At 68.5% G+C, this 23684-nt stretch carries 23 protein-coding genes; 7 read left to right on the top strand and 16 right to left on the bottom strand.

What is annotated here, in order from left to right; genetic code table 11:
- Positions 1-163: 163 nt before the first annotated feature.
- The 3 genes from WJM96_RS18620 to def all read right to left on the bottom strand — a co-directional run bounded on the left by WJM96_RS18620 (position 164) and on the right by def (position 1916).
- Positions 164-730: a hypothetical protein gene (locus WJM96_RS18620; protein ID WP_424814045.1), complete on the bottom strand. Its 567-nt coding sequence runs from the start codon at positions 728-730 to the stop codon at positions 164-166.
- Between the two features lie 125 nt (positions 731-855).
- Positions 856-1416: a COQ9 family protein gene (locus WJM96_RS18625; protein WP_424814046.1), complete on the bottom strand. Its 561-nt coding sequence runs from the start codon at positions 1414-1416 to the stop codon at positions 856-858.
- The gene (gene def / locus WJM96_RS18630) at positions 1413-1916 is read right to left on the bottom strand and encodes a peptide deformylase (RefSeq protein WP_424814047.1); all 504 of its coding nucleotides are present in this window, start codon (positions 1914-1916) and stop codon (positions 1413-1415) included. The genes WJM96_RS18625 and def overlap by 4 nt, the downstream gene beginning before the upstream one ends.
- A 161-nt stretch (positions 1917-2077) precedes the next feature.
- On the opposite strand from def, the gene rpsU reads away from it, so the two are divergent.
- Positions 2078-2281 carry a 30S ribosomal protein S21 gene (gene rpsU, locus WJM96_RS18635; protein ID WP_027286066.1) on the top strand — a complete coding sequence of 68 codons (204 nt, stop codon included), beginning with the start codon at positions 2078-2080 and terminating at the stop codon, positions 2279-2281.
- A 260-nt stretch (positions 2282-2541) separates the two neighbouring features.
- On the opposite strand, the gene WJM96_RS18640 is transcribed toward rpsU, so the two are convergent.
- From WJM96_RS18640 to WJM96_RS18665, 6 genes are all read right to left on the bottom strand, one after another.
- Positions 2542-3945 carry an NAD(P)(+) transhydrogenase (Re/Si-specific) subunit beta gene (locus WJM96_RS18640; protein ID WP_424814048.1) on the bottom strand — a complete coding sequence of 468 codons (1404 nt, stop codon included), beginning with the start codon at positions 3943-3945 and terminating at the stop codon, positions 2542-2544.
- A gap of 5 nt (positions 3946-3950) precedes the next feature.
- Positions 3951-4349: an NAD(P) transhydrogenase subunit alpha gene (locus tag WJM96_RS18645; protein ID WP_424814049.1), complete on the bottom strand. Its 399-nt coding sequence runs from the start codon at positions 4347-4349 to the stop codon at positions 3951-3953.
- 12 nt (positions 4350-4361) lie between these two features.
- Positions 4362-5489 (bottom strand): NAD(P) transhydrogenase subunit alpha, encoded by a 1128-nt coding sequence (locus WJM96_RS18650; protein ID WP_424814050.1) that lies wholly within the window; start codon positions 5487-5489, stop codon positions 4362-4364.
- A 120-nt stretch (positions 5490-5609) separates the two neighbouring features.
- Positions 5610-6473, bottom strand: coding sequence for a formyltetrahydrofolate deformylase (gene purU, locus WJM96_RS18655; RefSeq protein WP_424814051.1), 864 nt, complete (start codon positions 6471-6473; stop codon positions 5610-5612).
- Between the two features lie 203 nt (positions 6474-6676).
- Positions 6677-8032, bottom strand: a complete 1356-nt coding sequence (locus WJM96_RS18660) for an ABC1 kinase family protein (protein WP_424814052.1) — start codon at positions 8030-8032, stop codon at positions 6677-6679.
- On the bottom strand, positions 8029-9858 hold the full coding sequence (locus tag WJM96_RS18665; RefSeq protein ID WP_424814317.1) for a M3 family oligoendopeptidase: 1830 nt from the start codon (positions 9856-9858) through the stop codon (positions 8029-8031). The genes WJM96_RS18660 and WJM96_RS18665 overlap by 4 nt, the downstream gene beginning before the upstream one ends.
- 58 nt (positions 9859-9916) lie before the next feature.
- On the opposite strand from WJM96_RS18665, the gene WJM96_RS18670 reads away from it, so the two are divergent.
- Positions 9917-11647, top strand: a complete 1731-nt coding sequence (locus WJM96_RS18670) for an AMP-dependent synthetase/ligase (protein ID WP_424814053.1) — start codon at positions 9917-9919, stop codon at positions 11645-11647.
- 125 nt (positions 11648-11772) lie between these two features.
- A complete protein-coding gene (locus tag WJM96_RS18675; RefSeq protein WP_424814054.1) occupies positions 11773-12102 on the top strand; it encodes a hypothetical protein in 330 nt (109 codons plus the stop codon).
- A 4-nt stretch (positions 12103-12106) separates the two neighbouring features.
- On the opposite strand, the gene WJM96_RS18680 is transcribed toward WJM96_RS18675, so the two are convergent.
- Positions 12107-13108, bottom strand: a complete 1002-nt coding sequence (locus tag WJM96_RS18680; protein WP_424814055.1) for an NAD(P)H-dependent flavin oxidoreductase — start codon at positions 13106-13108, stop codon at positions 12107-12109.
- 173 nt (positions 13109-13281) lie between these two features.
- Between WJM96_RS18680 and WJM96_RS18685 the strand changes: the two genes are divergently transcribed.
- Both WJM96_RS18685 and WJM96_RS18690 read left to right on the top strand, forming a co-directional pair.
- Positions 13282-14469 (top strand): FAD-dependent oxidoreductase, encoded by a 1188-nt coding sequence (locus WJM96_RS18685; protein ID WP_424814056.1) that lies wholly within the window; start codon positions 13282-13284, stop codon positions 14467-14469.
- Positions 14470-14533: 64 nt separating this feature from the next.
- Positions 14534-15499 carry a Bug family tripartite tricarboxylate transporter substrate binding protein gene (locus tag WJM96_RS18690; RefSeq protein ID WP_424814057.1) on the top strand — a complete coding sequence of 322 codons (966 nt, stop codon included), beginning with the start codon at positions 14534-14536 and terminating at the stop codon, positions 15497-15499.
- Between the two features lie 18 nt (positions 15500-15517).
- Here WJM96_RS18690 and WJM96_RS18695 read toward each other — a convergent pair whose 3' ends face one another.
- The 6 genes from WJM96_RS18695 to WJM96_RS18720 all read right to left on the bottom strand — a co-directional run bounded on the left by WJM96_RS18695 (position 15518) and on the right by WJM96_RS18720 (position 20507).
- Complete coding sequence (locus tag WJM96_RS18695; RefSeq protein ID WP_424814058.1) at positions 15518-16294, bottom strand: TerC family protein; 777 nt, start codon at positions 16292-16294, stop codon at positions 15518-15520.
- A gap of 132 nt (positions 16295-16426) precedes the next feature.
- On the bottom strand, positions 16427-16726 hold the full coding sequence (locus tag WJM96_RS18700; protein WP_424814059.1) for a DUF2312 domain-containing protein: 300 nt from the start codon (positions 16724-16726) through the stop codon (positions 16427-16429).
- Positions 16727-16767: 41 nt separating this feature from the next.
- Positions 16768-17118 (bottom strand): DUF1244 domain-containing protein, encoded by a 351-nt coding sequence (locus WJM96_RS18705; protein WP_424814060.1) that lies wholly within the window; start codon positions 17116-17118, stop codon positions 16768-16770.
- A gap of 72 nt (positions 17119-17190) precedes the next feature.
- Positions 17191-18273, bottom strand: a complete 1083-nt coding sequence (locus WJM96_RS18710) for a branched-chain amino acid aminotransferase (RefSeq protein WP_424814061.1) — start codon at positions 18271-18273, stop codon at positions 17191-17193.
- Positions 18274-18423: 150 nt separating this feature from the next.
- A complete protein-coding gene (locus WJM96_RS18715) occupies positions 18424-19389 on the bottom strand; it encodes a tripartite tricarboxylate transporter substrate-binding protein (protein WP_424814062.1) in 966 nt (321 codons plus the stop codon).
- 44 nt (positions 19390-19433) lie between these two features.
- A complete protein-coding gene (locus WJM96_RS18720; RefSeq protein WP_424814063.1) occupies positions 19434-20507 on the bottom strand; it encodes a tartrate dehydrogenase in 1074 nt (357 codons plus the stop codon).
- Positions 20508-20626: 119 nt separating this feature from the next.
- Here WJM96_RS18720 and WJM96_RS18725 point away from each other — a divergent pair, with 119 nt between their 5' ends.
- Entirely contained in the window at positions 20627-21928 is a 1302-nt protein-coding gene (locus WJM96_RS18725) for a glycerate kinase type-2 family protein (RefSeq protein WP_424814064.1), read from the top strand.
- A gap of 60 nt (positions 21929-21988) precedes the next feature.
- Positions 21989-23644: a pyruvate kinase gene (gene pyk / locus WJM96_RS18730; protein ID WP_424814065.1), complete on the top strand. Its 1656-nt coding sequence runs from the start codon at positions 21989-21991 to the stop codon at positions 23642-23644.
- Positions 23645-23684: the final 40 nt, after the last annotated feature.

Below are 23684 nucleotides of genomic sequence, written 5' to 3' on the forward strand. Positions count from 1 at the left end.
GAACCGCCGCGTGGAGATCGTCCTGCGCTAAGCAGGACTTTCCTCACCGGAAACGAGAAAGGGCGCCGAAAGGCGCCCTTTTTTGTGCCCTCGCCTTGCAGGTTCCGGGCATGAAAAAGGGCGCCTCGCGGCGCCCTTCTCATCGTCTCGCTGTGCCGAAGGATCAGCGCGTCGCGGTGCTCGCCGGCGCCGAAGCCTGCCGGCGGGGCTGCTGCGAGCTCTGCTCGGCGGAACGGGTCCGGTTGCGCGTCGCCGCGGGGGTGGCGCGAGCCGGGCACTCCGGCGAGGTCATCGCCTGGTGGATCTGGTTCTGCGTGGTGATCTGCGCCAGCGCGGCCGGGTTGGTGGCGGCCATCGCCTGCTGGAAGAGCGGCGTCTGGTTCCGGCAGAAGAAGCTGCCCTGCGAGATGCCGACCTGCGACTGACCGTTCGCCAGGTTGGTGATGTACTGGTCGAGCATGCGCTGGTGCGCGCCGCCGGCCGTCCGGCGGAAATGCGCCTGGATGCTGTTGTAGGCGCGGCCCAGATCGCCACGGAAATGCATGACGAAGGCGTTGTACTGATCCTGCTGCTGGCAGGAGAGCGCCACGACCATGAGCTGGCTCTGCAGAGCGCGCACGTCGAAGGCAGTCTTTTCCGCCGGCTGCAGGCAGGCCTCAGCGGCGGAAGCAATCGTCGGAGCCAGCATGGCGGCAGCCACACCGGCCAGAAGGCGTCGTGAAGGCGTCATTCCGCCCATTCTCCTAATTCCGGTTGACCGGCTCCGCAGCGGCTGGGGCATTCCGGCGCCACGGAAAACGAATCGGCCAAATCAATGTGCCCCTTACACGTATTGTCGCGAAGCGCGAAGCCCAATCAAGCCACTTTCCGCTTTGGCTGAGGCAAATCTGCTAACCTTCTGTCCAAGAAGGATAATGTTTGCTCGATATCGGGTTGTGCCGGGCCCAGCCAATACACCATCACGGCTGCATCGACGCTCATTAGCGTCGCGCGGCGCGTGTACCAGGAGAAATCGGAGGACTGATCGCCCGCCGCGTACCAGATCGCAGACGCCGTCCGCGCGGCGCAGCGCAGGGCCAGAGGAAGGTTCCAGGGCAGCGCCAGATGCCTCATCGCGCCGCGCCATGCGTCCCGGTCGGGCTCCAGCATCCGCAAGCGGATCGCGAACAGGCGGCGGATGCGCTCCGGGGTGCGGAGCGCACTGAAATCCTCGCCCGCGGCTGCCGCCTCCATCGCCGCGTTCACACTCGCGAGCCAATCCTCGATCGCGCCAGGCACGCCGCGCGGAAAGGCGCTGGAAACCATTTCCGGCGGCTCTCCGCGGTCCGCCAGGGCATCGCGCAGGGTCTGGCGGGTCCAGCCATCCCGGCCCGTGCGGGCGACGACGGCACGCAGCAGCGCGGCCTCCTCGCTCATGACTGGGGCGCCGCGGCGAGGCGGGCGAGTTCCTCGTTGAAGCCCAGCATCGAGAGATCCTGCATGCGCATCAGATAGAAGATTCCGTCGAGGTGGTCATTCTCATGCTGCAGCACGCGCGCCGCGATTCCGCTCGCCTCGCCGGAGACCTCCCTGCCCTCCTCGTCCAGCCCGCGCCAGGCGACGCGCGAAGGCCGCTCCACCCGGCCGCGCAGGCCGGGGATGGAGAGACACCCTTCCCAGGCCGCATCCGTCTCGGTGCCGAGCGGCTCGATCTCCGGGTTGAAAAGGACCCGCAGCTCGTTCCCGTCCCGCCAGAGGAAGAGGCGCAGGGGCTGGTAGACCTGGGGCGCGGCAAGGCCGATGCCACCGGCGTCCACGAGGGTCTCGGCCATGTCGTCCACCAGCCGGCGCATCTCCTCGCTGGTCGGGTCGGCGACCTCCTGCGCGCGGCCCAGGAGGACGGGATGGCCCATGCGGGCTATTTTCAGGATGGCCATGCGGCACGCTCTCCTCGGATATCCGTGTTCCGCGTGTATTTCGGGGCTTCCCGGCCGCGCGGCAATCGTGTTAATCCCCCGTCACGGCCACGGGGCGAGTCTCGCCCCGCGGTCTTTCCGTGTTTCAGTGGCCTGGGAAGGCCAGCAGGAGATTCGCCCGCGTGCAAGTCGTCGTTCGGGACAACAATGTCGATCAGGCGCTGAAGGCGCTCAAGAAGAAGCTGCAGCGTGAAGGCGTGTTCCGCGAGATGAAGCTTCGCCGGCATTACGAGAAGCCCTCCGAGCGCCGCGCTCGCGAGGCGGCCGAGGCCGTGCGCCGCGCCCGCAAGGTTGAGCGCAAGCGCATCGAGCGCGAAGGCTTCTGAGCCTCGGGGCCGGTCATCCGGTCCCTCTTCAGAGACCACGGAAAACGTGAACGCCGCTTGGCTCAGCCAAGGCGGCGTTTTCGCCGTTGGGCGCGAATTGAACGGGTAAGATAGTAAGATAGTAAGGCGAGCCTCCGCCTCCTCCGGCCGCAAAGCGGCCGGCCCAACCGACTACAACTGATGGCACTGTTGTCGCGCGGTGAAGCCAAGGCGGCGGATGCCGCCGCCCGGCGTCTGAGCGCGTGGAAACTTGCAGAAGTCTACTTCTGCAAAGCCTGCACGATTTCCTGCGTGACCTTCTTCGCGTCGCCGAAGAGCATCATCGTGTTCGGGCGGAAGAAGAGCTCGTTGTCCACGCCGGCATAGCCGCTGGCCATGCCGCGCTTCACGAAGAACACCGTCTTGGCCTTCTCCACGTCCAGGATGGGCATGCCGAAGATCGGGCTCGACTTGTCCGTCTTGGCGGCGGGGTTGGTCACGTCGTTGGCGCCGATGACGTAGGCGACATCGGCCTCGGCGAACTCGGGATTGATCTCCTCGAGCTCGTGCACTTCCTCGTAGGGCACGTTCGCCTCGGCCAGCAGCACGTTCATGTGGCCCGGCATGCGGCCCGCAACGGGGTGGATGGCGTAGGAGACCTCCGCACCCTCCTTCTTCAGCAGGTCGCCCATCTCGCGCAGCACCTGCTGGGCCTGCGCCACCGCCATGCCGTAGCCGGGCACGATGATGATCTTCTGCGCGTTCTTCATGATGAAGGCCGCGTCCTCGGGGCTGCCAGCCTTCACCGGCGCCCGCTCGCCACCGGCGCCGCCGGCCGCCGCCGCGCCGCTCTCCGAGCCGAAGCCGCCGAGCAGCACGTTGATGATCGAGCGGTTCATCCCCTTGCACATGATGTAGCTCAGGATGGCGCCCGAGGCGCCGACCAGTGCGCCGGTCACGATCAGCAGGGTGTTGCCGATGGTGAAGCCGATGCCTGCCGCCGCCCAGCCGGAATAGCTGTTCAGCATGGACACCACGACCGGCATGTCCGCGCCGCCGATCGGGATGATCAGCAGGAAGCCCAGCGCGAAGGACAGCAGCGCGATCACCCAGAAGAGGAAGCTCGAGCCCGTCGCGACGAAGACGACGATCAGCACCAGCAGCAGCGCGCCGAGGCACGCGTTCAGCATGTGCTGGCCCTTGAAGAGGATCGGCGCGCCAGACATGCGGCCGTCCAGCTTCGCGAAGGCGATGACGGAGCCCGAGAAGGTGATGGCGCCGATGGCCAGGCCCAGCGACATCTCGATCAGCGACTGCGCGTGGATGTTGCCGCGCACGCCAATGCCGAAGCTCTCGGGGCTGTAGAAGGCCGAAGCCGCGACGAAGACCGCCGCCATGCCGACGAGGCTGTGGAAGGCCGCGACCAGCTGCGGCAGGGACGTCATCTGGATCTTGCTGGCCAGGTAGGCACCGACAGAGCCGCCGATCGCCAGCCCCGCGATGATCAGCGCGAAGCCGCCGAGATCCATGTGGGAGCTCGCCATGGTCGCGATGATCGCGATCCCCATGCCGATCATGCCGAACATGTTGCCCTGGCGGGACGTCGTCGGATGCGAGAGGCCGCGCAGCGCCAGGATGAAGAGGACCGACGCCACCAGGTAGGCGAGGCTCGAAAGGGTCGCCATGGCGTTCAGGCCTTCTTCTTGTTCTGGAACATCGCGAGCATGCGCCGCGTGACAAGGAAGCCGCCGAAGATGTTCACGGCGGCGAGCGTCACGGCGATGAAGCCGAAGAGCCGCGCCGCCCCGCTCTCGGCCGAGGCCGCGGCGTGGATGGCGCCCACCACGATGACCGAGGAGATGGCGTTGGTGACGCCCATCAGGGGCGAATGCAGGGCCGGCGTCACGTTCCACACCACGTAGTAGCCGACGAAGCAGGCCATCAGGAAAATGGTGAGGAGCAGCAGGAAGGGCTCCGCATGCTCGGCCACCGGCTGGGCGGCGAGGGCCGCCTGGCGGGCCATCTCGGCCAGCTCATTGGCGCGGGCGGCAAGAGCGGAGGCCGCGTTGGCGATATCCGTCTGGGTCATGGGGAGTGCTCCTCAGGCCGCGTTGGCGGGGAGAAAGTTCTTGTGAACCACGGCTCCGCCGCGGGTCAGGCTCACGCCGGCGACGATCTCGTCCTCGGGCGGCAGCTTGGGCGCCTTCGCCTCCTTGTCCCAGAAGGTGGTCAGGAAGGTGAGAAGGTTGCGCGCGTAGAGGGCGCTGGCGGCGGCGGGAATGCGGCCGGGCCAGTTGCTGTAGCCCAGCACCTTCACGCCGTTGCCGGTCACGATCATCTCGCCCGGGACGGTCGCGGCGCAGTTGCCGCCCGCATCGGAGGCGATGTCCACGATCACGGAGCCCGGCTTCATGCTGGCGACCATCTCGGCCGTGATCAGCGTCGGCGCGCGGCGCCCCTGCACCAGGGCCGTGCAGACCACGACATCCTGCTTGGCGATGTGCGCGGCCACGACCTCGGCCTGCTTGGCGTAGAACTCGGCCGAGAGCTGCTTGGCATAGCCGCCGGCCGTCTGGGCCGCCTTGCTCTCCTCATCCTCGTAGCCGACGAAGCTGGCGCCGAGGGACTTGATCTCTTCCTTGGCCGCCGGGCGCACATCGGTCGCCGAGACGCGCCCGCCGAGGCGGCGGGCGGTGGCGATCGCCTGCAGACCCGCCACGCCGGCGCCCATGACGAAGGCATTGGCGGCCGGAATGGTGCCCGCCGCCGTCATGAGCATGGGGAAGCCGCGGTCGAAGGCGCCCGCGGCCGCGACCACCGCACGGTAGCCCGCGAGGTTCGCCTGGCTGCTCAGCACGTCCATGCTCTGGGCGCGGGTGATGCGGGGCAGGAGCTCCATGGAGCAGGCGTCGATGCCGCCGGCCGCATAGCCCGCGACCGCGTCGGCATCCGCCGCCAGCGTGCCGATCAGCAGGGTGCCGGGCGGCAGGGGGGCGTCGGGGGCACGGACGCTGAAGACGATGCCCGCGCCACTCAGGGCCGAGGCGGCGTCGGCCGCCACTTCCGCGCCAGCCGCGGCGTATTCGGCATCGGGGAAGCCGGAGGCGAGGCCCGCGCCGGCCTCCACCGCCACGGTCAGGCCCAGGGCGATGAGCTTCCTGACGGTCTCGGGCGTCGCGGCGACACGCGTCTCGCCCGCTTTTCTTTCCTTCAGAACGGCCAGACGCATCAGTTCCTATCCCCAACTCCGTTGCCATGCTGCATAGCCATGCAGGCGCATCGGAGGCAAGTGACGGGCCGCTGCCGCTGAAGCAACCGCATGGTTTCCATGCAATTGCCTGCGCCGGCCTCAGCGGCTGAAGACGACCGTCTTGCTGCCGTTGAGGATCACACGGTCTTCCAGGTGGAAGCGGATGGCGCGCGCCAGCACCCGGCGCTCGATGTCGCGCCCGATGCGGATCAGGTCGTCGGGCGTGTCATGGTGGCTGATGCGCTCGATGTCCTGCTCGATGATCGGCCCCTCGTCGAGGTCCGCCGTGACGTAGTGGGCGGTGGCGCCGATGAGCTTCACGCCGCGGGCATGCGCCTGGTGATAGGGACGCGCGCCCTTGAAGCCTGGCAGGAACGAGTGGTGGATGTTGATGCACCGCCCCGAAAGCTTGGCGGCCAGCCCATCCGAGAGCACCTGCATGTAGCGCGCGAGCACGACGAGATCGGCACCGGTTTCCTTCACCAGCCCCCAGATCTGCGCTTCCTGCTCCATCTTCGTCTGCTTGGTGACGGGCAGGTGGTGGAAGGGGATGCCGTCGAAGTCGAGATGCGCGTAGCCCTCGCGCGGGTGGTTCGCGATGATGCCCACGATGTCCATCGGCAGCTCGCCGATGCGCCATCGGTAAAGTATATCCGCCAGGCAGTGGTCGAACTTCGAGACCAGCAGCATGACCTTCTGCCGCACGGAGCGGTCGCGCAGCGTGAACCGCATGGCGAAGCGCGCGGCGACCTCGCCGACCTTGGCTTCCAGCACCGCCGTCTCCGGGACGCTGTCCAGGTGGTCGAAGACCACGCGCATGAAGAACTTGCCGGTCTCGGTGTCGTCGAACTGCTGCGCCTCGAGGATATTGGCGCCCGTCTCGAAGAGGGCGGTGGCGACGGCGGCGACGATGCCCGGACGGTTGGGGCAGGAGAAGGTCAGAACATGCTGGGGCGCGGCCATGGGGCGGCTCCTGTGACGAAGGTGGGACGATAGGGGCATGCGGGGGTGGGCGCGCGACGCGCTGCCCTCAACCTCGGCCCAGAATCGTCACAACCTCCGTCATCGCAACCTCTGCCAGAATTGACCGTGATCCTGGCGCCTCGTCCCGCCGGGCGCCAGCCTTCGAGTCCGCAAGGGAGCCAGACCGCGCTTGCAGACCGGCATCAGGCCGTGGGCGGCACCCGCGCCTCGGCCAGCGCCGCCGCCTGGCGTTCCGCGAGCTGCTGCTCGTCGAAGCCCTCGATCAGCTCGTGGAACAGGCGGTGCCAGTTCAGCCGGGCGTCGAGCCGCAGGAAGACGCTGCCGAGCCCGATCGCGGAACGGTCCATCAGCGGGAACTCGCGCGGCACGCGGACGCCACCGGTGCGCTTGAGGCCCTGGTGCACCTCCTCCGCCACCTTGCGGCCGAACATGGGGTCGTTCGTCTCGGTGATCGGGCGGACGCGGTCCTGCATCAGCGGTTCGTAGAGGAACTCCGCCCATTTCTTGAGGACCTGCATCGTGTCCTTGGAGAGGTCGCGGAAGCCCCAGATGCGGAAGCCCTCGGCCGCCTTCTCGTCGTCGCCGTCGCGCACGCCCTCGTAGAGGGTCAGCACGCCCGTGATGAAGCTCGGCGGAAAGACGCGGATCGTGCCGAAGTCGAGCAGGTTGATGCCGCCATCCCAGGGACGCACCTGGTAGTTGCCCAGATGCGGATCGCCATGGATGACGCCGTAGCGGTACAGCGGCACATACCAGGCGGCGAAGAGGTGGCGCGCATAGGTGTTGCGCTCCTCCTGGTCCGCGCCTTCCTCGATGCGCTTGAGGATGGATTCGCCCTGCAGCCAGCTCATGGTCAGCAGGCGGCGTGTCGTCAGCTCCTCGACCGGCTGGGGCACGTGGATGTCGGGCTCGCCGGCCAGCATGATGCCGTAGAGGCGCTGCTGCGCCGCCTCGCGCTGGTAGTCCAGCTCCTCGCGCAGGCGGTCCTTCAGCTCGGCGAAGGCTTCCTCGTTGTCGAGGGCATTGTCCATACGCTTGTAGAGGCTGAGCGCGAGGCGAAGCTGCTTGAGATCCGCCTCCACCACCGCCGGCATGTCGGGGTATTGCAGCTTGCAGGCGACGTCGCGTCCGTCATGCAGCGTGGCACGATGCACCTGGCCGAGGCTGGCGGCGGCCGCCGCTTCCAGGCCGAAGCTCGCGAAGCGGGATTGCCACTGCGGGCCGAGCTCGGTCGCCATGCGGCGGCGCACGAAGGCAGGGCCCATGGCGGGCGCGTTCGACTGCAGCGTCGCGAGCTCGCGCGCATATTCCTCGGGCAGGGCATCCGGCACGGTGGCGAGGAACTGCGCCACCTTCATCATCGGCCCCTTGAGGCCGCCGAGGATGGCCTTCAGATCCTCCGCATGCGCGCCCTTGTTGGTCTTGATGCCGAGGAAGCGCTGGCCCGCCACACGCGCCGCGATGCCCGTCACGGCGCCGGAGGTGCGGACCATGCGCCGCACCTCGCCGAAGAGGCTGCCCTCGCGGTCGTCGCTCAAGAAGCGGCCTCCAGCTCGTCGATGAAGCCGGAGATGACGTCGAGGCCCTTCTTCCAGAAATCCGGGTCCGAGGCATCGAGGCCGAAGGGCGCCAGCAACTCCTGGTGGCGCAGCGTGCCGCCGGCCCTCAGCATGTCGAGATACTTGGCCTGGAAGTCCGGCACCGTGCCGTCGCGATAGACGCCGTAGAGCGCGTTCACCAGGCAATCCCCGAAGGCGTAGGCATAGACATAGAAGGGCGTGTGCACGAAGTGCGGGATATACGCCCAGTAGCTCGCATAATCGGGCGTGAACTCGAAGATGGGGCCGAGGCTCTCGGTCTGGATCTCCATCCAGATCTCGCCGATGCGCTCGGGCGAGAGTTCGCCGTTGCGGCGCTCGGCATGCACGCGGGTCTCGAACTTGTAGAAGGCGATCTGGCGGACGACCGTGTTCAGCATGTCCTCCACCTTGCCGGCCAGCAGCAGGCGGCGCTTGGCCGGGTCCTTCTCCGTATCCAGCAGGGCACGGAAGGTCAGCATCTCGCCGAAGACGCTGGCCGTCTCGGCGAGCGTCAGCGGCGTGGAGGACATGAGGTAGCCCTGCTCGGCGGCGAGGCGCTGGTGCACGCCATGGCCCAGCTCATGCGCCAGCGTCATCACGTCGCGGGCCTTGCCGTGGTAGTTCAGCAGCAGATAGGGGTGGACCGCCGGCACCGTCGGATGCGCGAAGGCGCCGCTCGCCTTGCCGGGGCGCAGCGCGGCATCGATCCAGGCCTTCTCGAAGAAGGGCGCGGCGAGCTTCTCGAGCTCCGGACTGAAGGCGCCATAGGCGGCACGCACGCGGCTCACTGCGTCGGGCCAGGCGATGAGGCTGTCATCGTCGCGCGGCAGCGGCGCGTTGCGGTCCCAGTGCTGCAGCTTCTCGAGACCCAGCCACTTCGCCTTCATCGTGTAGTAGCGGTGCGAGAGGCGCGGGAAGCTGTCGGTCACGGCCTTCACCAGCGCGTCCACCACCTGGTCCTCGACCATGTTGGCGAGGTTCCGGGAAGAGCCGGGGCGCGGATACTGGCGCCACTTGTCCATCACCTCCTTGTCCTTCACCAGCGTGTTGGTGATGAGGCTGAAGAGGCGGATGCGGCTGCCGAAGGCCTCGGACACGCCCTTGGCCGCGGCGGCGCGGACCTCGCGATCCTTGTCGGACAGCTTGTTGAGCGCGGCGGAGACGGAAAGCTCCTCCTCGCCCACCTTCACCGTCATGGTGGCCAGCGTCTCGTCGAAGAGGCGGTTCCAGGCGGCCCGGCCCGTCACCTCCTTCTCGTGCAGCAGGCGCTCCATCTCGTCGGAAAGCTGGTGCGGCAGCCAGACGCGCAGGTCGCGCAGCCACGGCCGCCAGCGGGCGAGCGCGGCGCTGCCGGCGATCTTCGCCTCCAGCACCTTCTCCTCGACGTGGTTCAACTCCAGCGTGAAGAAGACGAGGTGGGAGGAGATCTCCGTCACCCGCTCCTGCATGGTCTGGTAGAATCGGCCGTTGCCGCCATTCAGCGAGTCGCCCGCGAAGGTCAGCGAGGCGAGGCTCATGGCGCGGCCCAGGATCTCCTCGATCCCCTCATAGGTGACGAGGGCCGCGGCCAGATCGTCCCCGGAAAGACCGGCGAGCTTGCCCTGATAGCGTTTCGAGAAAGCAATGGCCTCGGCCTCGGCGCGGGCCAGATCCTTCTTGAGCGCGGGGTCGTCCTCGCCCTTGTAGAGATCGGAGAGGTCCCAGGACGGCAGCGCGGCATCACCGCCGGCGGCGTCGAGGGGAGAACGCGCGATTTCGCGAGAACGGCCTGGGAGGATTTGCATTACTTCCATATATGCCTCCTGACGGCGGGGCCAAGCGGGAAGTCCAGGGAACCAGCGTATGACGCCAGGAGTGGAGGCAGCACAAAGCCTGCCGGGTCTGCATTTTGCTCTCGCGGTCGACGGGCCGGACAAGCCTTTGCTCTGCTGGTGGCGCGACGGCGCCTGGCAGCGGATGAACCGGGGCCAGTTCGTCCAACGGGTCGCCCATATCGCCGCCGGGCTGCGGCGCCTGGGGTTGCTGCCGGGCGAGCGCGTGCTGCTGGTCAGCGAGAACCGGCCGGAATTCCTGGTGGCGGACACCGCCATCATGGCCATCGGCGCCGTCTCCGTGCCCACCTACACGACCAATACGGTTGCCGATCACGCTCATATCCTGCGGGATTCCGGCGCTCGGACGGTGATCTGTTCGACGGCGGCCCTGGCGCGCAAGCTTCTGGACGCGGCGGCCGAGGCGAATGGGATCGACCTCCTGGTTTGCATGGAGGACCCGCCTCAGGGCCCCGACTCCACGACCACCGCGCCTTGGTCCGAGCTTGAGGACACGCCGGCGGATCTTCCCGCGCTCATCGCGGAGGTGGAACAAATCCCTTCGGGGCGGCTGGCCTGCCTGATCTACACCTCGGGCACGGGCGGTCCGCCCAAGGGGGTGATGCTGCCCCACCGCGCGATGCTCACGAACTGCAGGGGCGTGCGCCAGGTCATCAAGCAGCTCGGGATCGACTTCCCGGGGCGCTACCTTTCCTTCCTGCCGATGTCCCATGCCTATGAGCACACGGTCGGCGGCTACCTCATGCCCTCCTGCGGGATCGAGCTGATCTTCTCCCGCGGGGCCGACAAGCTCCTGGCCGATTTCGCGGAGCACAAGCCCCACCTCATCACCACCGTCCCCCGCCTCTTCGAAGTGATTCGCGAGCGCGTGACGGCCCAGGTGAACAAGGAGGGCGGCTGGAAGGAGAAGCTCTTCCGCAAGGCGCTGGACCTGGGCCTTCGCAAGCTCGACGGCCCGGGTCTCAACCCCATCGAATGGGTGATGGACCGGGTACTCGACCGCCTGGTGCGGGAGAAGGTGCGCGCGCGCTTCGGCGGCCACCTCAATGGCCTGGTCTCCGGCGGGGCGCGGCTCGACCCAGAGCTCTCGGGCTTCTTCCTGGCGCTCGGCGTGCCCGTGCTGCAGGGCTACGGCCAGACAGAGGCCGGGCCCGTCATCAGCGTGAACCTGCCCTGGGACAACGACCGCCGCAGCGTCGGCAAGCCGCTGGCGGGCGTGGAGGTTCGTATCGCCGAGGATGGCGAGCTTCTGGTCCGCGGCTCGCTCGTCATGGATGGCTACTGGAACAACCCGACCGCGACCGCGCAATCGCTGCGGCCGCCCGCCGGCGAGGCCGAGCCCTGGCTGCACACCGGCGATGTCGCGGAGCTGCGGGACGGCCGCATCTTCATCACCGACCGCAAGCGGGACTTCTTCAAGCTCAAGGGCGGCGACATGGTCGCGCCCGCGAAGATCGAGGCCATGCTTTGCGGCGAGCCCGAGGTCGCGCAGGTCGTCGCGGCCGGCGAGGGCATGGCGGGCGTCGTGGCTCTCATCGTGCCGGCCGAGGGCCGGGAAGCGCAGGTCGGCGATGCCGTGAAGCGCGTGAACGCGCGCCTCTCCAGCATCGAGCGCATCCGCCGCTTCGCCGCCATCGCCGAGCCCTTCACGGTCGAGAACGGGTTGATGACGCCCACCATGAAGGTCCGGCGACGGCAGGTACTGGAACGCTACGCCGAGGAGGTGCGGGAGCCGGGCTGAGGACGCGCCGTCACGCGGACGCAACCAAGCCATTCTCCCGCCGTTTTCTCCTGATGACATCTCTCATCATGTGGAGAAAACCGATGACGACCCGGCTTGCAGGCCGAATCCGCTGGAAACCGCTAATGGCTGCGGCGCTCGCGCTGGCCGTGACGCTGCCCGCCGGAAACGCGCAGGCGGAGCGCTGGGACCGTGGCGGCCGCGGATGGCATGGCGATCGCGGTTGGCATCGCGGCCCGCCGCCGCCGCCGCCTCCCCGCTACTACGGTGGCGGCCGGCGCTATGACAATTCCGGCGCGGTTATCGGCGGTGCGCTGCTGGGGCTCGGCATCCTGGGCGGGGCGCTGGCGCTGCAACAGCAGCAGCAATATGCCGCGCCGCCGCCGCCGACCTACTACGCGCCTCAGCCGCCGCCTCCGGGCTACTATTACGAGGGCGGCGGCTACTACAAGTAAGCCGTCAGGCCACCTCGCGCTGCCGGACCCAATTCGGGTTCAGCAGCGGCGAGGGAGCGCCCAGGCGCTGCCGCGCGGCCTGATACTCTGCATGAAGGCGGTCGATGAGTTTCGCCGCCGGCATGACCTCGTGGATGCCGGAGACGCTCTGGCCCGCGCCCCAGATATCCTTCCACTTCTTCTTCCGATCCGAGGCGAAGGTCATCTGCGACTTATCGCCCGTTTCCAGATTCTCGGGATCGAGCCCTGCATTGCGGATCGACGGCTTGAGGTAATTGCCGTGCACGCCGGTGATCAGGTTCGTGTAGACGATATCGCTCGCACCCGAGGCCACGAGCATGGCCTTGTACTCGTCCACGGCACGCGCCTCGTCGGTCGCGATGAAGGCGCTGCCCATATAGGCAAAGTCCGCGCCCATGGCCTCGGCCGCTAGGATGCTGGCGCCATGGGCGATGGAGCCCGACAGGGCGACCGGCCCATCGAACCAGGCGCGCGTCTCCTGGACCAGCGCGAAGGGGCTCTGCGCGCCGGCATGCCCACCCGCTCCGGCCGCGACCAGGATCAGCCCATCCGCGCCCTTCTCGATCGCCTTGCGGGCAAAGAACTGGTTGATGACGTCATGCATCACATGGCCGCCATAGGAGTGGATGGCCTGATTGACCTCCTCCCGCGCGCCCAGCGAGCTGATGACCATGGGCACCTTGTGCTTCACGCACAGAGCCATGTCCTGCTCCAGCCGGTCGTTTGACTTGTGGACGATGAGGTTCATCGCGAAGGGCGCGGAGGGGCGGTCCGGATTCGCGGCGTCGTGCGCGGCGAGCGTCTCGGTGATCTCGGCCAGCCAGTCGTCCAGCTGCTCCACCGGGCGCGCGTTCAGCGTCGGCATGGAGCCGATGACGCCCGCCTTGCACTGCGCGATGACAAGCTGCGGCACGGAAATGATGAAGAGCGGCGAGCCAATCAACGGCAGGCGCAGGCGGCCCTTGATCTTGTCACGCAGGTCCATGTCGAACGTTCCCCTGAATCCTCAGGGCGCAGGTTAGACCCGGCTCCGCACCGCGTATAGGATGTTGCGGAGCCAGTCATGTCTTGTCAAACCGACAAACTTTCGGGACTTTGCTTCGAAATGAACACATATGGCCGGGCCCAGCGCCCCACCCTTCCCGGACACGCGCTTTGATGGCCGCTGATCCCGTTATCGTCGCAGGCGCTGGTCCTGTCGGACTGGTTGCCGCCGCCTCGCTGATCCGCGAGGGCATTCCCGTCACCGTCCTCGAATCCGGCCCCACCATCTCGCAGGAAATGCGGGCCTCTACCTTCCACGCGCCCACGCTCGACATGCTGGATGATCTCGGCGCCGCGAAGGGCATGATCGAGCAGGGCATCATCGGCCCCAAGCTGCAGTACCGGCAGCGCGACCAGAAGCTCATCGCCGAATTCGATTTCGGCGTGCTGGCGGACGTCACGCGCCATCCGTACCGGCTGCAGTGCGAGCAGTTCAAGCTGACGCGCATCCTGCACGACCTGCTGAAGGACAAGCCCGGCTTCTCCATCGCGTTCAACGCCCAGGTCTCGGGCGGCACGGACCATGGCGACCATGTCGAGGCCGTTCTGGAGGGCGGCACGCGCATCCGCGGCAGCTACCTCATTGGCGCCGACGGCGCGCGCAGCGCCGTCCGCAAGGCGTCGGGGATCGAGTTCGAGGGCTTTACCTGGCCCGAGCGCTTCCTCGTCCTCTCCACCGAGTTCGACTTCGCGACGATCATCCCGGGCCTCGCCGACGTCTCCTACTACGCGGATCCGGAGGAATGGTTCTTCCTGCTGCGCGTGCCGGGCGTGTGGCGCTGCATGTTCCCCGTGGCGCCCGAGGTCTCCGACGAGGAGATCATGACCGACGCCTTCGCCCGCGCGCGCTTCGCGCGCATCGTGGCGGGGCGTGACGACTATCCGGTGAAGCACCGCACGCTCTACCGCGTGCACCAGCGTGTGGCGGAGACCTTCCGCAAGGGCCGCATCCTGCTCGCGGGTGATGCCGCGCATATCAACAATCCGCTCGGCGGCATGGGGCTCAACGGTGGCGTGCACGACGCCGTGAACCTCGTCGAGAAGCTCGCCCGCGCGATCCGCGGCGAAGCGCCGGAGGCGGAGCTGGACCATTACGTCCGCCAGCGGCGCGGCGTGACGATCGAGCACGTTCAGCGCCAGACCATCCAGAACAAGAAGAACCTCGAGGCCAAGACGCCGGAGGACCAGGCCGATTTCCGCAACCGCATGGCGGAAGCGGCCTCGGATCCCGCCAAGGCGCACGCCTATCTGCTCGGCGTTTCCATGATCAACAGCCTCCGTCGCGCGGCCGAGATCGAGTAGCGGTTCAGCAGGCAGTCACCAGCACCGGCTATCCTCAAATCAGCATGATCAGAAAGGATTGACGATGAAGCTCCGACGCGCGCTCTCCGTCACGCTCGCCGCCGCCTTCCTCGCGGGCCCTGCCCTGGCGCAGACCTGGCCCGACAGGCCCCTGCGCGTCGTGGTGCCCTTCGCGCCCGGCGGCGTGACGGACAGCATCGGCCGTCTCGCCGCCGACCGTCTCGGCCAGCGGCTGGGCCAACCCGTCGTGGTCGAGAACCGCACGGGCGCCAACGGCGCGATCGCGGTGGAATACGTGGTCCGCAGCCGGGCCGACGGCTACACCCTGCTCACCGCCAGCGCCTCGCAGATGGTGATGCTGCCGGCGCTCACGCAGCTCAGCTTCAACCCGCCGCGCGACATCGCGCCCATCTCCATCGTAGGCTCCAACCCGCAGGTGCTGGCCGTCTCCGCGCGGCTCGGCATCAACAACCTGCAGGAGTTCCTGGCCTATCTGCGCGCCAATCCGGGCCAGCTGAACTATTCGAGCGGCGGCAACGGCTCCTCCAACCATTTGGCGATGGAGCTTCTTCTGCACCGAACGGGGCTGCAGGCGACGCATGTGCCCTATCGCGGCGGCTCGCCGGCGATGCAAGCCGTGCTCTCGGGCGATGTGGGCGCCTATTTCGGCAATCCGTCCGACATCATCCCCCATCTGGGCGGGCCGGCGATCAAGGTGATCGGCGTCGCTGGGCCGCAGCGCATGTCGCAGCTGCCGGGCGTGCCCACCATCGCAGAACAGGGCCTGGACGGGTTCCAGGCTCAAACCTGGAACGGCATCGCCGCCCCGGCCGGCACCCCGCCCGAGGCGATCGAGCGCATGGGCCAGATCCTCTCCACGGCTTGCGAGGATGCCGCCTTCAAGACCGCGGTCGAGCGGCTGGGCGCCGTCCCGGTCTGCTCGACGCCGGCGCAGATGCGCGCCCAGATGGAGGCCGATGCCCCGCAGTGGCGGGAACTCGTGCAGGCGGCCGGCCTGAAGCTGGAATAGCCGCCGGCCGGATGCCGGTCAGCGGTTGACCGGCATCCTCGGCTCGCCCGCGGCCTTCCGCGTGCTGTTGCGCCGCGAGATCATGTTCAGCGCCTCGACCGCCGCCGAGAAGGCCATCGCGGCGTAGATGTAGCCCTTGGGCACCTTCACCCCGAAGCCCTCCGCGATCAGCGTCGTGCCGATCATCAGGAGGAAGGCCAGCGCCAGCATCACGACGGAGGGGTTGGCGCCGATGAAGTTGCCGAGCGGATTGGCCGCCACCAGCATCACCGCGACGGTCACGACCACGGCGATCACCATGATCTCGATATGGTCCGTCATGCCGACGGCCGTGATGATGCTGTCGAGCGAGAAGACCAGGTCCAGCAGCAGGATCTGCGCGATCGCCGCCGTGTAGCCCACGCTCACCGCCGCGGAGGTACCGCCGTCGAAGACGTCCGGCGCGCGATGCGGGTCCACGTTGTGGTGGATCTCCTTCGTCGCCTTCCAGACCAGGAAGAGGCCGCCGCCGATCAGGATCAGGTCGCGCCAGGAGAATTCCTGCCCGAAGACCGTCACCACCGGCTCGGTGAGCTGGACGATGACGAAGACCAGGCTGAGCAGCAGGAGGCGCAGCACCAGCGCGGCGCCGATGCCGATATAGCGAGCCCGGGCCCGCTGATGTTCCGGCAGCTTGTTGGTGAGGATCGAGATGAACAGCAGGTTGTCGATGCCGAGCACGACTTCCATGACGATGAGCGTGCCAAGCGCCATCCAGGCCGCGGGCTGACTCGCGAGGGCCAGAATGCTGTCCATGAACCGATGTGCCTCCGTTGGGGATGGATCGTTCTAGCGGACGATTTATGTCGTTCTAGTCGATTTCCGTGACGGAGTATGTCAGCTCCGGGCGGCGGCTGGCAGCCGGAGACCCGGCTGCCAGCCGATGCATCACATGCCCAGCGCGCGGCGGTAGAGGTCGAGCAGCGTCTCCTGCTCCTCCACCTCGGCCGGCTCCTGCTTGCGGATGCGGATGATCTGGCGGATCACCTTCACCTCGAATCCCGCGGACTTCGCTTCGGCGAAGATGTCCTTAATGTCGTCGGCCAGCGCCTTGCGCTCTTCCTCCAGCCGCTCGACCCGCTCGATGATCGAGCGCAGCCGGTCGGCGGCGATGCCGCCCACATCGGAATCGGGGTCCGCGGCCTGCCGGGCGCGGCTGGCCGCGGCCTCTTCATGATTGTCTGACATGGAACCCTCTCGAAATGCGGTGGGCGAGCGACGTAGCCGCTCTAGCCGTGCTTGGCCATGGCTTGACTGAAGGCCGCCTTCTGCTCCGGCGACGCCTCCGTCTGGTGCGCCGCCTGCCAGGCCTTGTAGTCCATGCCGTAGACGATCTCGCGCGCCGCCGGGGTCTCCAGCGGCAGGCCGGCCTCGGCCGCGGCCTCCTGATACCAGCGGCTCATGCAGTTCCGGCAGAAGCCCGCAAGGTTCATCAGGTCGATATTCTGCACATCGCCGCGCTCGCGCAGATGGGCCACGAGCTTGCGGAAGGCGGCTGCCTCGATCCGGTCGCGCGTCGCGGCGTCGAGACCGGCGGCGGCGCCCAGGGCGAGATCGGCTTCAGGCTGGGGTGCGGGCATGGGACGGTACTCCTTTGTCCCGCAGAGATACGCGAAAGGCCCGGCGGTTCAAGCCGCCGGGCCTGGGCCTGGCTAAGCCTCCACCGGCACCTTCACCACGCTGGTCCAGCCGTGCGGGTCAGGCTGTGTGCCGTACTGGATGCCGACGATCGAGTCGTAGAGCTTCTGCGTCAGCATGCCGGTATGGCCGTTGCCGATGCTGATCTTCTCGCCCTTGTAGCCGAGCTCGCCCACCGGGGAGACGACGGCGGCCGTGCCCGTGCCCCACATCTCGCGCAGCATGCCGTTGCGCCCGGCCGCCATCACCTCGTCGATGGAGACCTTGCGCTCGGAGACCTTGAGGCCCCAGTCGCGCATGAGCTGCAGGCAGGAGTTGCGGGTCACGCCATCCAGGATGGTGCCGGCCAGCGGCGGGGTGATCACTTCGTCGCCGATCTGCATCATGATGTTCATGGTGCCGACCTCGTCGATCCACTTCCGCTCCACGCCGTCGAGCCAGAGGACCTGCGTGTAGCCCGCGGCCTCGGCCTCCTGCTGGGCGGAGAGGGAGGCGGCGTAGTTGGCCGCCGTCTTGGCCTCGCCCAGGCCGCCCTGCACGGCGCGCACATGGTTGTCGCTCACCAGGATGCGGACGGGCTTCACGCCCTCCTTGTAGTAGGCGCCCACCGGCGAGCAGATCACGAAGTAGATGTAGCTGTGCGCCGGATGCACGCCGAGCATCACGTCGGTCGCGATCACGGTCGGGCGGATGTAGAGCGAGGTGCCCTTGGCATGCGGCACCCAGTCATGATCCGCCGCCACGATCGCCTCGAAGGAACGGCGCACGAGGTCGGCGTCCAGCTCCGGGATGCAGAGGGCGCGGGCGGACTTGTTCAGCCGCTCGGCATGGCGCTGAGCGCGGAAGAGGCGGATCTGCCCGTCATGGCCGCGGAAGGCCTTCAGCCCGTCGAAGATCGCCTGGCCGTAGTGCAGGACCGATGTCGCGGGGTCCAGCACGAGCGGCTCGTAGGGGACGACGCGCGGGTCGTGCCAGCCTTTGCCCTCGGTGTAGTTCATCATGAACATGTGGTCGGTCAGGACCTTGCCGAAGGACAGCGAGGAATCGTCGGGCTTCGGCAGCGGCTTGCGCGTGCGGGTGGTCTGGATCTCGCTCATGGCTCTCACTCTGGCCTTTCCTGGGTCACGCAATTATCTTGCGTACAAATACAGATTATCGCAACAACACGCCGACTGAACCCATGGGTTTGGCAAGCCACCCATGCGCCCTGCGCAGGATGGGTCAGCGATACTGCCCTTCTTGCGCGATCAATCGGCGAACTGGCCGGCGGCCAGGATCAGGGGGCGGAGCCGCTCGATCTCCTGGCCGAGGAAGGCCGCGTGGTGCGCCGGGTCGGCCTCGTTCGCCGCGGCGACAGTCGTGAAGGTCTCGCCGAAGCGCTGCTTCAGCCGTTCCTCGCCCAGCGCGGTGCGGATGGCCTGGGCCAGGCGCTGCTGCACCTCGGGCGGCGTGCCGCCGGTGGCATAGAGCCCGTGCCAGGCGGACATGGAGAGGTTCACGCCGAGCTCCGCCGTCGTCGGCAGCTCCAGCCCCGGCACGCGCTGCGGCAGGGTGACGGCGAAGCCCTTGATCCGGTTGTCGCGCAGGAAGGGCGCGGTCACGGTGGCCTGGTCGCAGGTGATGTCGAGGCGCCCGGCCATCAGCTCGGTCATCGCCGGCGCGCTGCCGCGGAACACCACATTGGTCACGCTGCGCCCGGCGGCATGCTGCAGCAGCATGGCGCAGAGCTGGTTGGACCCGCCGAGGCCGCTATGCCCGAGGTTCAGCGCATCGCCCTTCGAGCGGATCTCGGCGAGATAGGCCGCCAGGTCGGTCGCCGGGAAATCGGGCCGCGCCACGAGCGTCATGCCCGTGTGCGAGACCACGCCGAGCGGCGACAGCCCGCGTTGGATGTCGAAGGGCAGGCGGCGATAGAGCGTCGCCGCGCTGGCGAGCCCGATGTGATGGATCAGCAGCGTGTAGCCATCCGGCCGGGCCTGGGCGACGCGCGCGGCGGCGATGGTGCCGCCCGCGCCCGTCACGTTCTCGACCGCGACGGGCTGGCCCAGCTCCTTGGCCATGCCCTCGGCCACGAGCCGGCCGATCATGTCGGTCGGCCCGCCCGCGGCGAAGGGCACCAGCAAGGTCAGCGCCCGCTGGGGAAAGGCCCCCTGCGCCAGCGCCGGCGTGGCCAGCAGGGACGGAATCGCAAGCGCAGCGCGGCGAGAGATCATTCGGAGGCTTCCCCAGTTGCGGGTCAGCCTCTGTAGGGCCGCCCTTAGTCGTTGGAACTACGGATAGCCTCCACGACGGCCGCCGTCACCTCCGCCGTATTGGCCTTGCCGCCGAGATCGGGCGTGACGACGCCATTCGCCGTCGCGACCTCGATCCCGCGCATCAGCCGGTCGGCCGCCGCCTTCTCGCCCAGGTGCTCCAGCATCATGCAGGCGGTCCAGAAGGTGGCGATCGGGTTGGCGATGCCCTGGCCCGTGATGTCGAAGGCCGAGCCGTGGATGGGCTCGAACATTGAGGGCGCGCGCCGCTCGGGGTCGAGGTTCGCCGTCGGCGCCACGCCGAGCGAGCCCGCCAGCGCGCCCGCGAGATCGCTCAGGATATCCGCATGCAGGTTGGTGGCGACGACCGTGTCGATGCTGCCGGGCTTGCGGACCATGCGGGCCGCCATGGCGTCCACCAGCTCCTTCTCCCAGGTCACCTCGGGGAATTCCTGCGCGACCTTCGCCGCGACCTCGTCCCAGAAGACCATGCCGTGCTTCTGCGCATTGGACTTGGTGACGACGGTCAGCAGCTTGCGCGGGCGGCTCGCGGCCAGGCGGAAGGCCGTGCGCATGATCCGCTCGACCCCGACGCGGGTGAAGATGGAGGTCTCGGTCGCGACCTCGATCTCATGGCCCACATGGGCGCGGCCGCCATGGCCGGCGTACTCGCCCTCGCTGTTCTCGCGCACGATCACCCAGTCGATGGTGCCGGGAACGGCGCCGCGCAGCGGGCTCAGCAGGCCGGGCAGGACGCGCGTGGGGCGGATGTTCGCGTATTGGTCGAAGCCCTGGCAGATGTTGAGGCGCAGGCCCCAGAGCGTCAGCGAGTCCGGCAGGTGGGGGTCGCCCACCGCGCCGAAATAGATGGCGTCGAAGCCGCGCAGCTCGTGCAGCCCATCCTCGGGCATCATGCGGCCGGTTTCGCGGTAGTAGTCGCTGCCCCAGGGGAACTCGACCACGTCCAGCTCGAAATCGCCGGCGCGGGCCTGGAGCGCGCGCAGGACCTCGAGCCCCGCGGGGATGACCTCCTTGCCGATGCCGTCGCCGGGAATGGCCGCGATTCGATAGCTGCGCATGAGAGGCTTCCTGCTCCTGGATCTGGGGTTGCCGCCTGCATGGCATGTTCGCCGCGTGGCTTGAAGGGGCCTTACGCCACCGACATGATGCCCCCTCCCCGGAGGAAAACAGGACGCGGATGAGCTCGAACTGGACCGAAGCGCGGGCGCAGGCAGTGCTGCGCGGCTTGTTCGACGCCGGCGTCCGCGCGGCCGATCCGCTGGCCGTGCTGGCCCGCCACCTGCCGGAGCCGCCGAGGAAGGGACGCGTCGTCGTGGTCGGCGCGGGCAAGGCCGCGGCCAAGATGGCGCTGGCGGTCGAGCTCGCCTGGCCGGACGTGCCCCTCGCCGGCATCGTGATCGCGCCCCATGGCGCGGACCTGCCCGACCCGCCGGCCCGGCGCCGGATCGCCCTCCGCTTCGGCGCCCACCCCCGGCCGGATGCCTCTGGCGCCGCGGCGGCCGCCGAGATCCTGGCCGCCGTGCGCGGCCTCACGGCGGACGACCTGGTGCTGGCACTCATCTCCGGCGGCGGCTCCTCCCTCTCCACCCTGCCGGCCGAGGGGTTGACGCTGGAGGAACTCATCGCCGTGAACCAGGCGCTGCTGGATTCCGGCGCGCCCATCCACGAGATGAACTGCATCCGCAAGCATCTCTCGGCCTTTTCCGGCGGGCGGCTGGCCCTGGCGGCAGGGCCCGCGCGGGTGGTGACGCTGGCCATCTCCGATGTGCCGGGCGACGATCCGGAGGTCATCGCCTCCGGCCCCACAGTGGCCGACCCTTCCACCTTCGCCGAGGCCCGGGCGCTGGTGGCGCATTACCGCATGCCGCTGCCCGAGGCCGCGCTGCGCCACCTGGCCGAGGCCCGCGACGAGACGCCCAAGCCCGGCGACCCGCGCCTCGCCCGGCATGAGCTCCGCATGATTGCCACGCCGCTGATGGCGCTCCAGGCCATGGCCGGGGCAGCGAAGGCCGAGGGGCTCACGCCTTTGATCCTGGGCGACGCGCTGGAGGGGGAGTCCCGCTATGTAGGGCAGGCCCTGGCCGGGATGGCCCGCAGCGCCGCCGCGCATGGCCTGCCGCTGCCCGGGCCCTGCGTGCTGCTCTCGGGCGGCGAGACGACCGTGACCATGCCGCCCGGCGGCAAGGGCTCGGGCGGGCGCGGGACGGAATGCCTGCTGGGCATGGCGCTGGCCCTCAACGGGGCGCGGGGCATCTGGGCCCTCTGCGCCGATACGGACGGGATCGACGGGAAGTCCGACGCCGCCGGCGCGTGGGCCGGGCCGGGGACACTGGAAGCCGCCCGTGCCGCCGGAGTCGATCCCCGTGCGGCCCTGGCGGAACACCGCAGCTACGACGTCTTCGACGCCGCCGGCAACCTCATCCGGACCGGACCGACGCTGACTAACGTCAATGATGTCAGGATCCTGCTGGTTACTTAGTAAATTTAAGCCCCGAAGGCTTCACTTGCGATTTGGCCTTAAAGTTTCTAAGTAAGCCGCATGCGTGATCCGATCCTCGAGGAACTCCTCGCCCGCCGCGGTGCGGTCACCCGCATCGCCGACGCCCTCAATATCTCGACGGCGGCCGTCAGCCAGTGGAAGCGCGTCCCGGCCGATCGCGTCGACGACGTGGCCAAGCTCTTCGGCCTCCCGGCCGAGCAGCTGCGCGGCGAGGACGCGGCCCCGCGCCCCGCGCCCCGCGCGGAAAGCACGCCCCGCGCCTCCAACCGCATCCCCCTGCGCCGCCACCGCCGCACGAAGATCGTCGCGACCCTCGGCCCGGCGAGCTCCACCGTGGAGATGATCGAGAAGCTCTACCGCCAGGGCGCCGACGTCTTCCGCCTCAACTTCTCCCATGGCAGCCACGAGGACCACGCGGCCCGCATCGTCGCGATCCGCGAGGTGGAGCGCCGCACCGGCCGGCCCATCGGCATCCTGGCCGACGTCCAGGGCCCCAAGCTGCGCGTCGGCAAGTTCGGCGCAGGCCGCGTCCAGCTCGCGACCGGCAGCCGCTTCCGGCTCGACCTCAACCCGACACCGGGCGACGTGAAGCGCGTGCAGCTTCCGCACCCGGAGATCATCAACGCCGCCCGCATCGGCACGACCCTGCTGCTGGACGACGGCAAGCTGCGCCTGCGCGTGGTGCGCCAGGTCGCCAACGACCACCTGGAAACCGAGGTGGTGGTCGGCGGCGCGCTCTCGGACCGCAAGGGCGTGAACGTGCCGGATGTGGCGCTGCCCATCCCAGCCCTGACCGCCAAGGACCGGGCGGACCTCGACTTCGTCCTGCCGCTCGGCATCGACTATGTCGGCCTCTCCTTCGTGCAGCGGCCCGAGGACGTGGCCGAGGCCAAGGCCATCGCCGACGGCCGCGCCTGGATCATGGTGAAGATGGAAAAGCCCCAGGCGGTCGAGAACCTCGACGGCATCCTGGCGCTGACCGACTGCGTCATGGTCGCCCGCGGCGACCTCGGCGTGGAGATGCCGCCGGAGGAGGTTCCCCTCGTCCAGAAGCGCATCGTCCGCGCCGCCCGCAAGCTGGGCAAGCCCGTCGTGGTGGCGACCCAGATGCTGGAGAGCATGATCTCCGCGCCCTCCCCCACCCGCGCCGAGGCCTCGGACGTCGCGACCGCCGTCTTCGACGGGGCCGATGCCGTGATGCTCTCGGCCGAGACGGCGGCCGGCCAGTTCCCGCTGGAGGCCGTCAACATCATGGACCGCATCGTGGCCCGGGTGGAGCAGGACCCCGACTGGCGCGCCCAGACCGATGCCAGCCGCCCCGAGCCGGAAGGCACCAGCGCCGGCGCCATCGCGGCCGCCGCCCGGCAGGTGGCCCATACCATCAACGCCCAGGTCATCGGCACCTTCACCAGCACCGCCTCGACCACGCTGCGCGCCGCGCGCGAGCGGCCGGATTGCCCCATCCTGGGCCTGACCCCGCAAATTCAGTCGGCGCGCCGCCTGGCCGTCGTCTGGGGGGTGCATCCGGTTGTGGTTCAGGATATCCACTCCATGACGGAGATGGTGGCCCGTGCCTGCCGCGCCGCGCTTCAGGAGGGCTTCGTGAAGCCCGGCGAGGAGCTGGTCGTGACGGCGGGTGTCCCGTTCGGGACGCCGGGGATGACCAACGCGCTGCGCGTGGCCACCGTGAAATAGGACGCCCAGCCCATCGGCTGGTCGCCCCAAAGGGATGACT

The sequence above is a fragment of the Roseococcus sp. YIM B11640 genome (genome assembly GCF_049727625.1).
In the GTDB taxonomy this organism is placed as follows: Bacteria; Pseudomonadota; Alphaproteobacteria; order Acetobacterales; family Acetobacteraceae; genus Roseococcus.

Bases quoted from the DNA above. Each gene is read 5' to 3' on its own strand.
- WJM96_RS18620 (WP_424814045.1), bottom strand. From the start codon at position 730: ATGACGCCTTCACGACGCCTTCTGGCCGGTGTGGCTGCCGCCATGCTG.
- WJM96_RS18625 (WP_424814046.1), bottom strand. From the start codon at position 1,416: ATGAGCGAGGAGGCCGCGCTGCTGCGTGCCGTCGTCGCCCGCACGGGC.
- def (WP_424814047.1), bottom strand. From the start codon at position 1,916: ATGGCCATCCTGAAAATAGCCCGCATGGGCCATCCCGTCCTCCTGGGC.
- WJM96_RS18640 (WP_424814048.1), bottom strand. From the start codon at position 3,945: ATGGCGACCCTTTCGAGCCTCGCCTACCTGGTGGCGTCGGTCCTCTTC.
- WJM96_RS18645 (WP_424814049.1), bottom strand. From the start codon at position 4,349: ATGACCCAGACGGATATCGCCAACGCGGCCTCCGCTCTTGCCGCCCGC.
- WJM96_RS18650 (WP_424814050.1), bottom strand. From the start codon at position 5,489: ATGCGTCTGGCCGTTCTGAAGGAAAGAAAAGCGGGCGAGACGCGTGTC.
- purU (WP_424814051.1), bottom strand. From the start codon at position 6,473: ATGGCCGCGCCCCAGCATGTTCTGACCTTCTCCTGCCCCAACCGTCCG.
- WJM96_RS18665 (WP_424814317.1), bottom strand. From the start codon at position 9,858: ATGCAAATCCTCCCAGGCCGTTCTCGCGAAATCGCGCGTTCTCCCCTC.
- WJM96_RS18670 (WP_424814053.1), top strand. From the start codon at position 9,917: ATGACGCCAGGAGTGGAGGCAGCACAAAGCCTGCCGGGTCTGCATTTT.
- WJM96_RS18675 (WP_424814054.1), top strand. From the start codon at position 11,773: ATGGCTGCGGCGCTCGCGCTGGCCGTGACGCTGCCCGCCGGAAACGCG.
- WJM96_RS18680 (WP_424814055.1), bottom strand. From the start codon at position 13,108: ATGGACCTGCGTGACAAGATCAAGGGCCGCCTGCGCCTGCCGTTGATT.
- WJM96_RS18685 (WP_424814056.1), top strand. From the start codon at position 13,282: ATGGCCGCTGATCCCGTTATCGTCGCAGGCGCTGGTCCTGTCGGACTG.
- WJM96_RS18690 (WP_424814057.1), top strand. From the start codon at position 14,534: ATGAAGCTCCGACGCGCGCTCTCCGTCACGCTCGCCGCCGCCTTCCTC.
- WJM96_RS18695 (WP_424814058.1), bottom strand. From the start codon at position 16,294: ATGGACAGCATTCTGGCCCTCGCGAGTCAGCCCGCGGCCTGGATGGCG.
- WJM96_RS18700 (WP_424814059.1), bottom strand. From the start codon at position 16,726: ATGTCAGACAATCATGAAGAGGCCGCGGCCAGCCGCGCCCGGCAGGCC.
- WJM96_RS18705 (WP_424814060.1), bottom strand. From the start codon at position 17,118: ATGCCCGCACCCCAGCCTGAAGCCGATCTCGCCCTGGGCGCCGCCGCC.
- WJM96_RS18710 (WP_424814061.1), bottom strand. From the start codon at position 18,273: ATGAGCGAGATCCAGACCACCCGCACGCGCAAGCCGCTGCCGAAGCCC.
- WJM96_RS18715 (WP_424814062.1), bottom strand. From the start codon at position 19,389: ATGATCTCTCGCCGCGCTGCGCTTGCGATTCCGTCCCTGCTGGCCACG.
- WJM96_RS18720 (WP_424814063.1), bottom strand. From the start codon at position 20,507: ATGCGCAGCTATCGAATCGCGGCCATTCCCGGCGACGGCATCGGCAAG.
- WJM96_RS18725 (WP_424814064.1), top strand. From the start codon at position 20,627: ATGAGCTCGAACTGGACCGAAGCGCGGGCGCAGGCAGTGCTGCGCGGC.
- pyk (WP_424814065.1), top strand. From the start codon at position 21,989: ATGCGTGATCCGATCCTCGAGGAACTCCTCGCCCGCCGCGGTGCGGTC.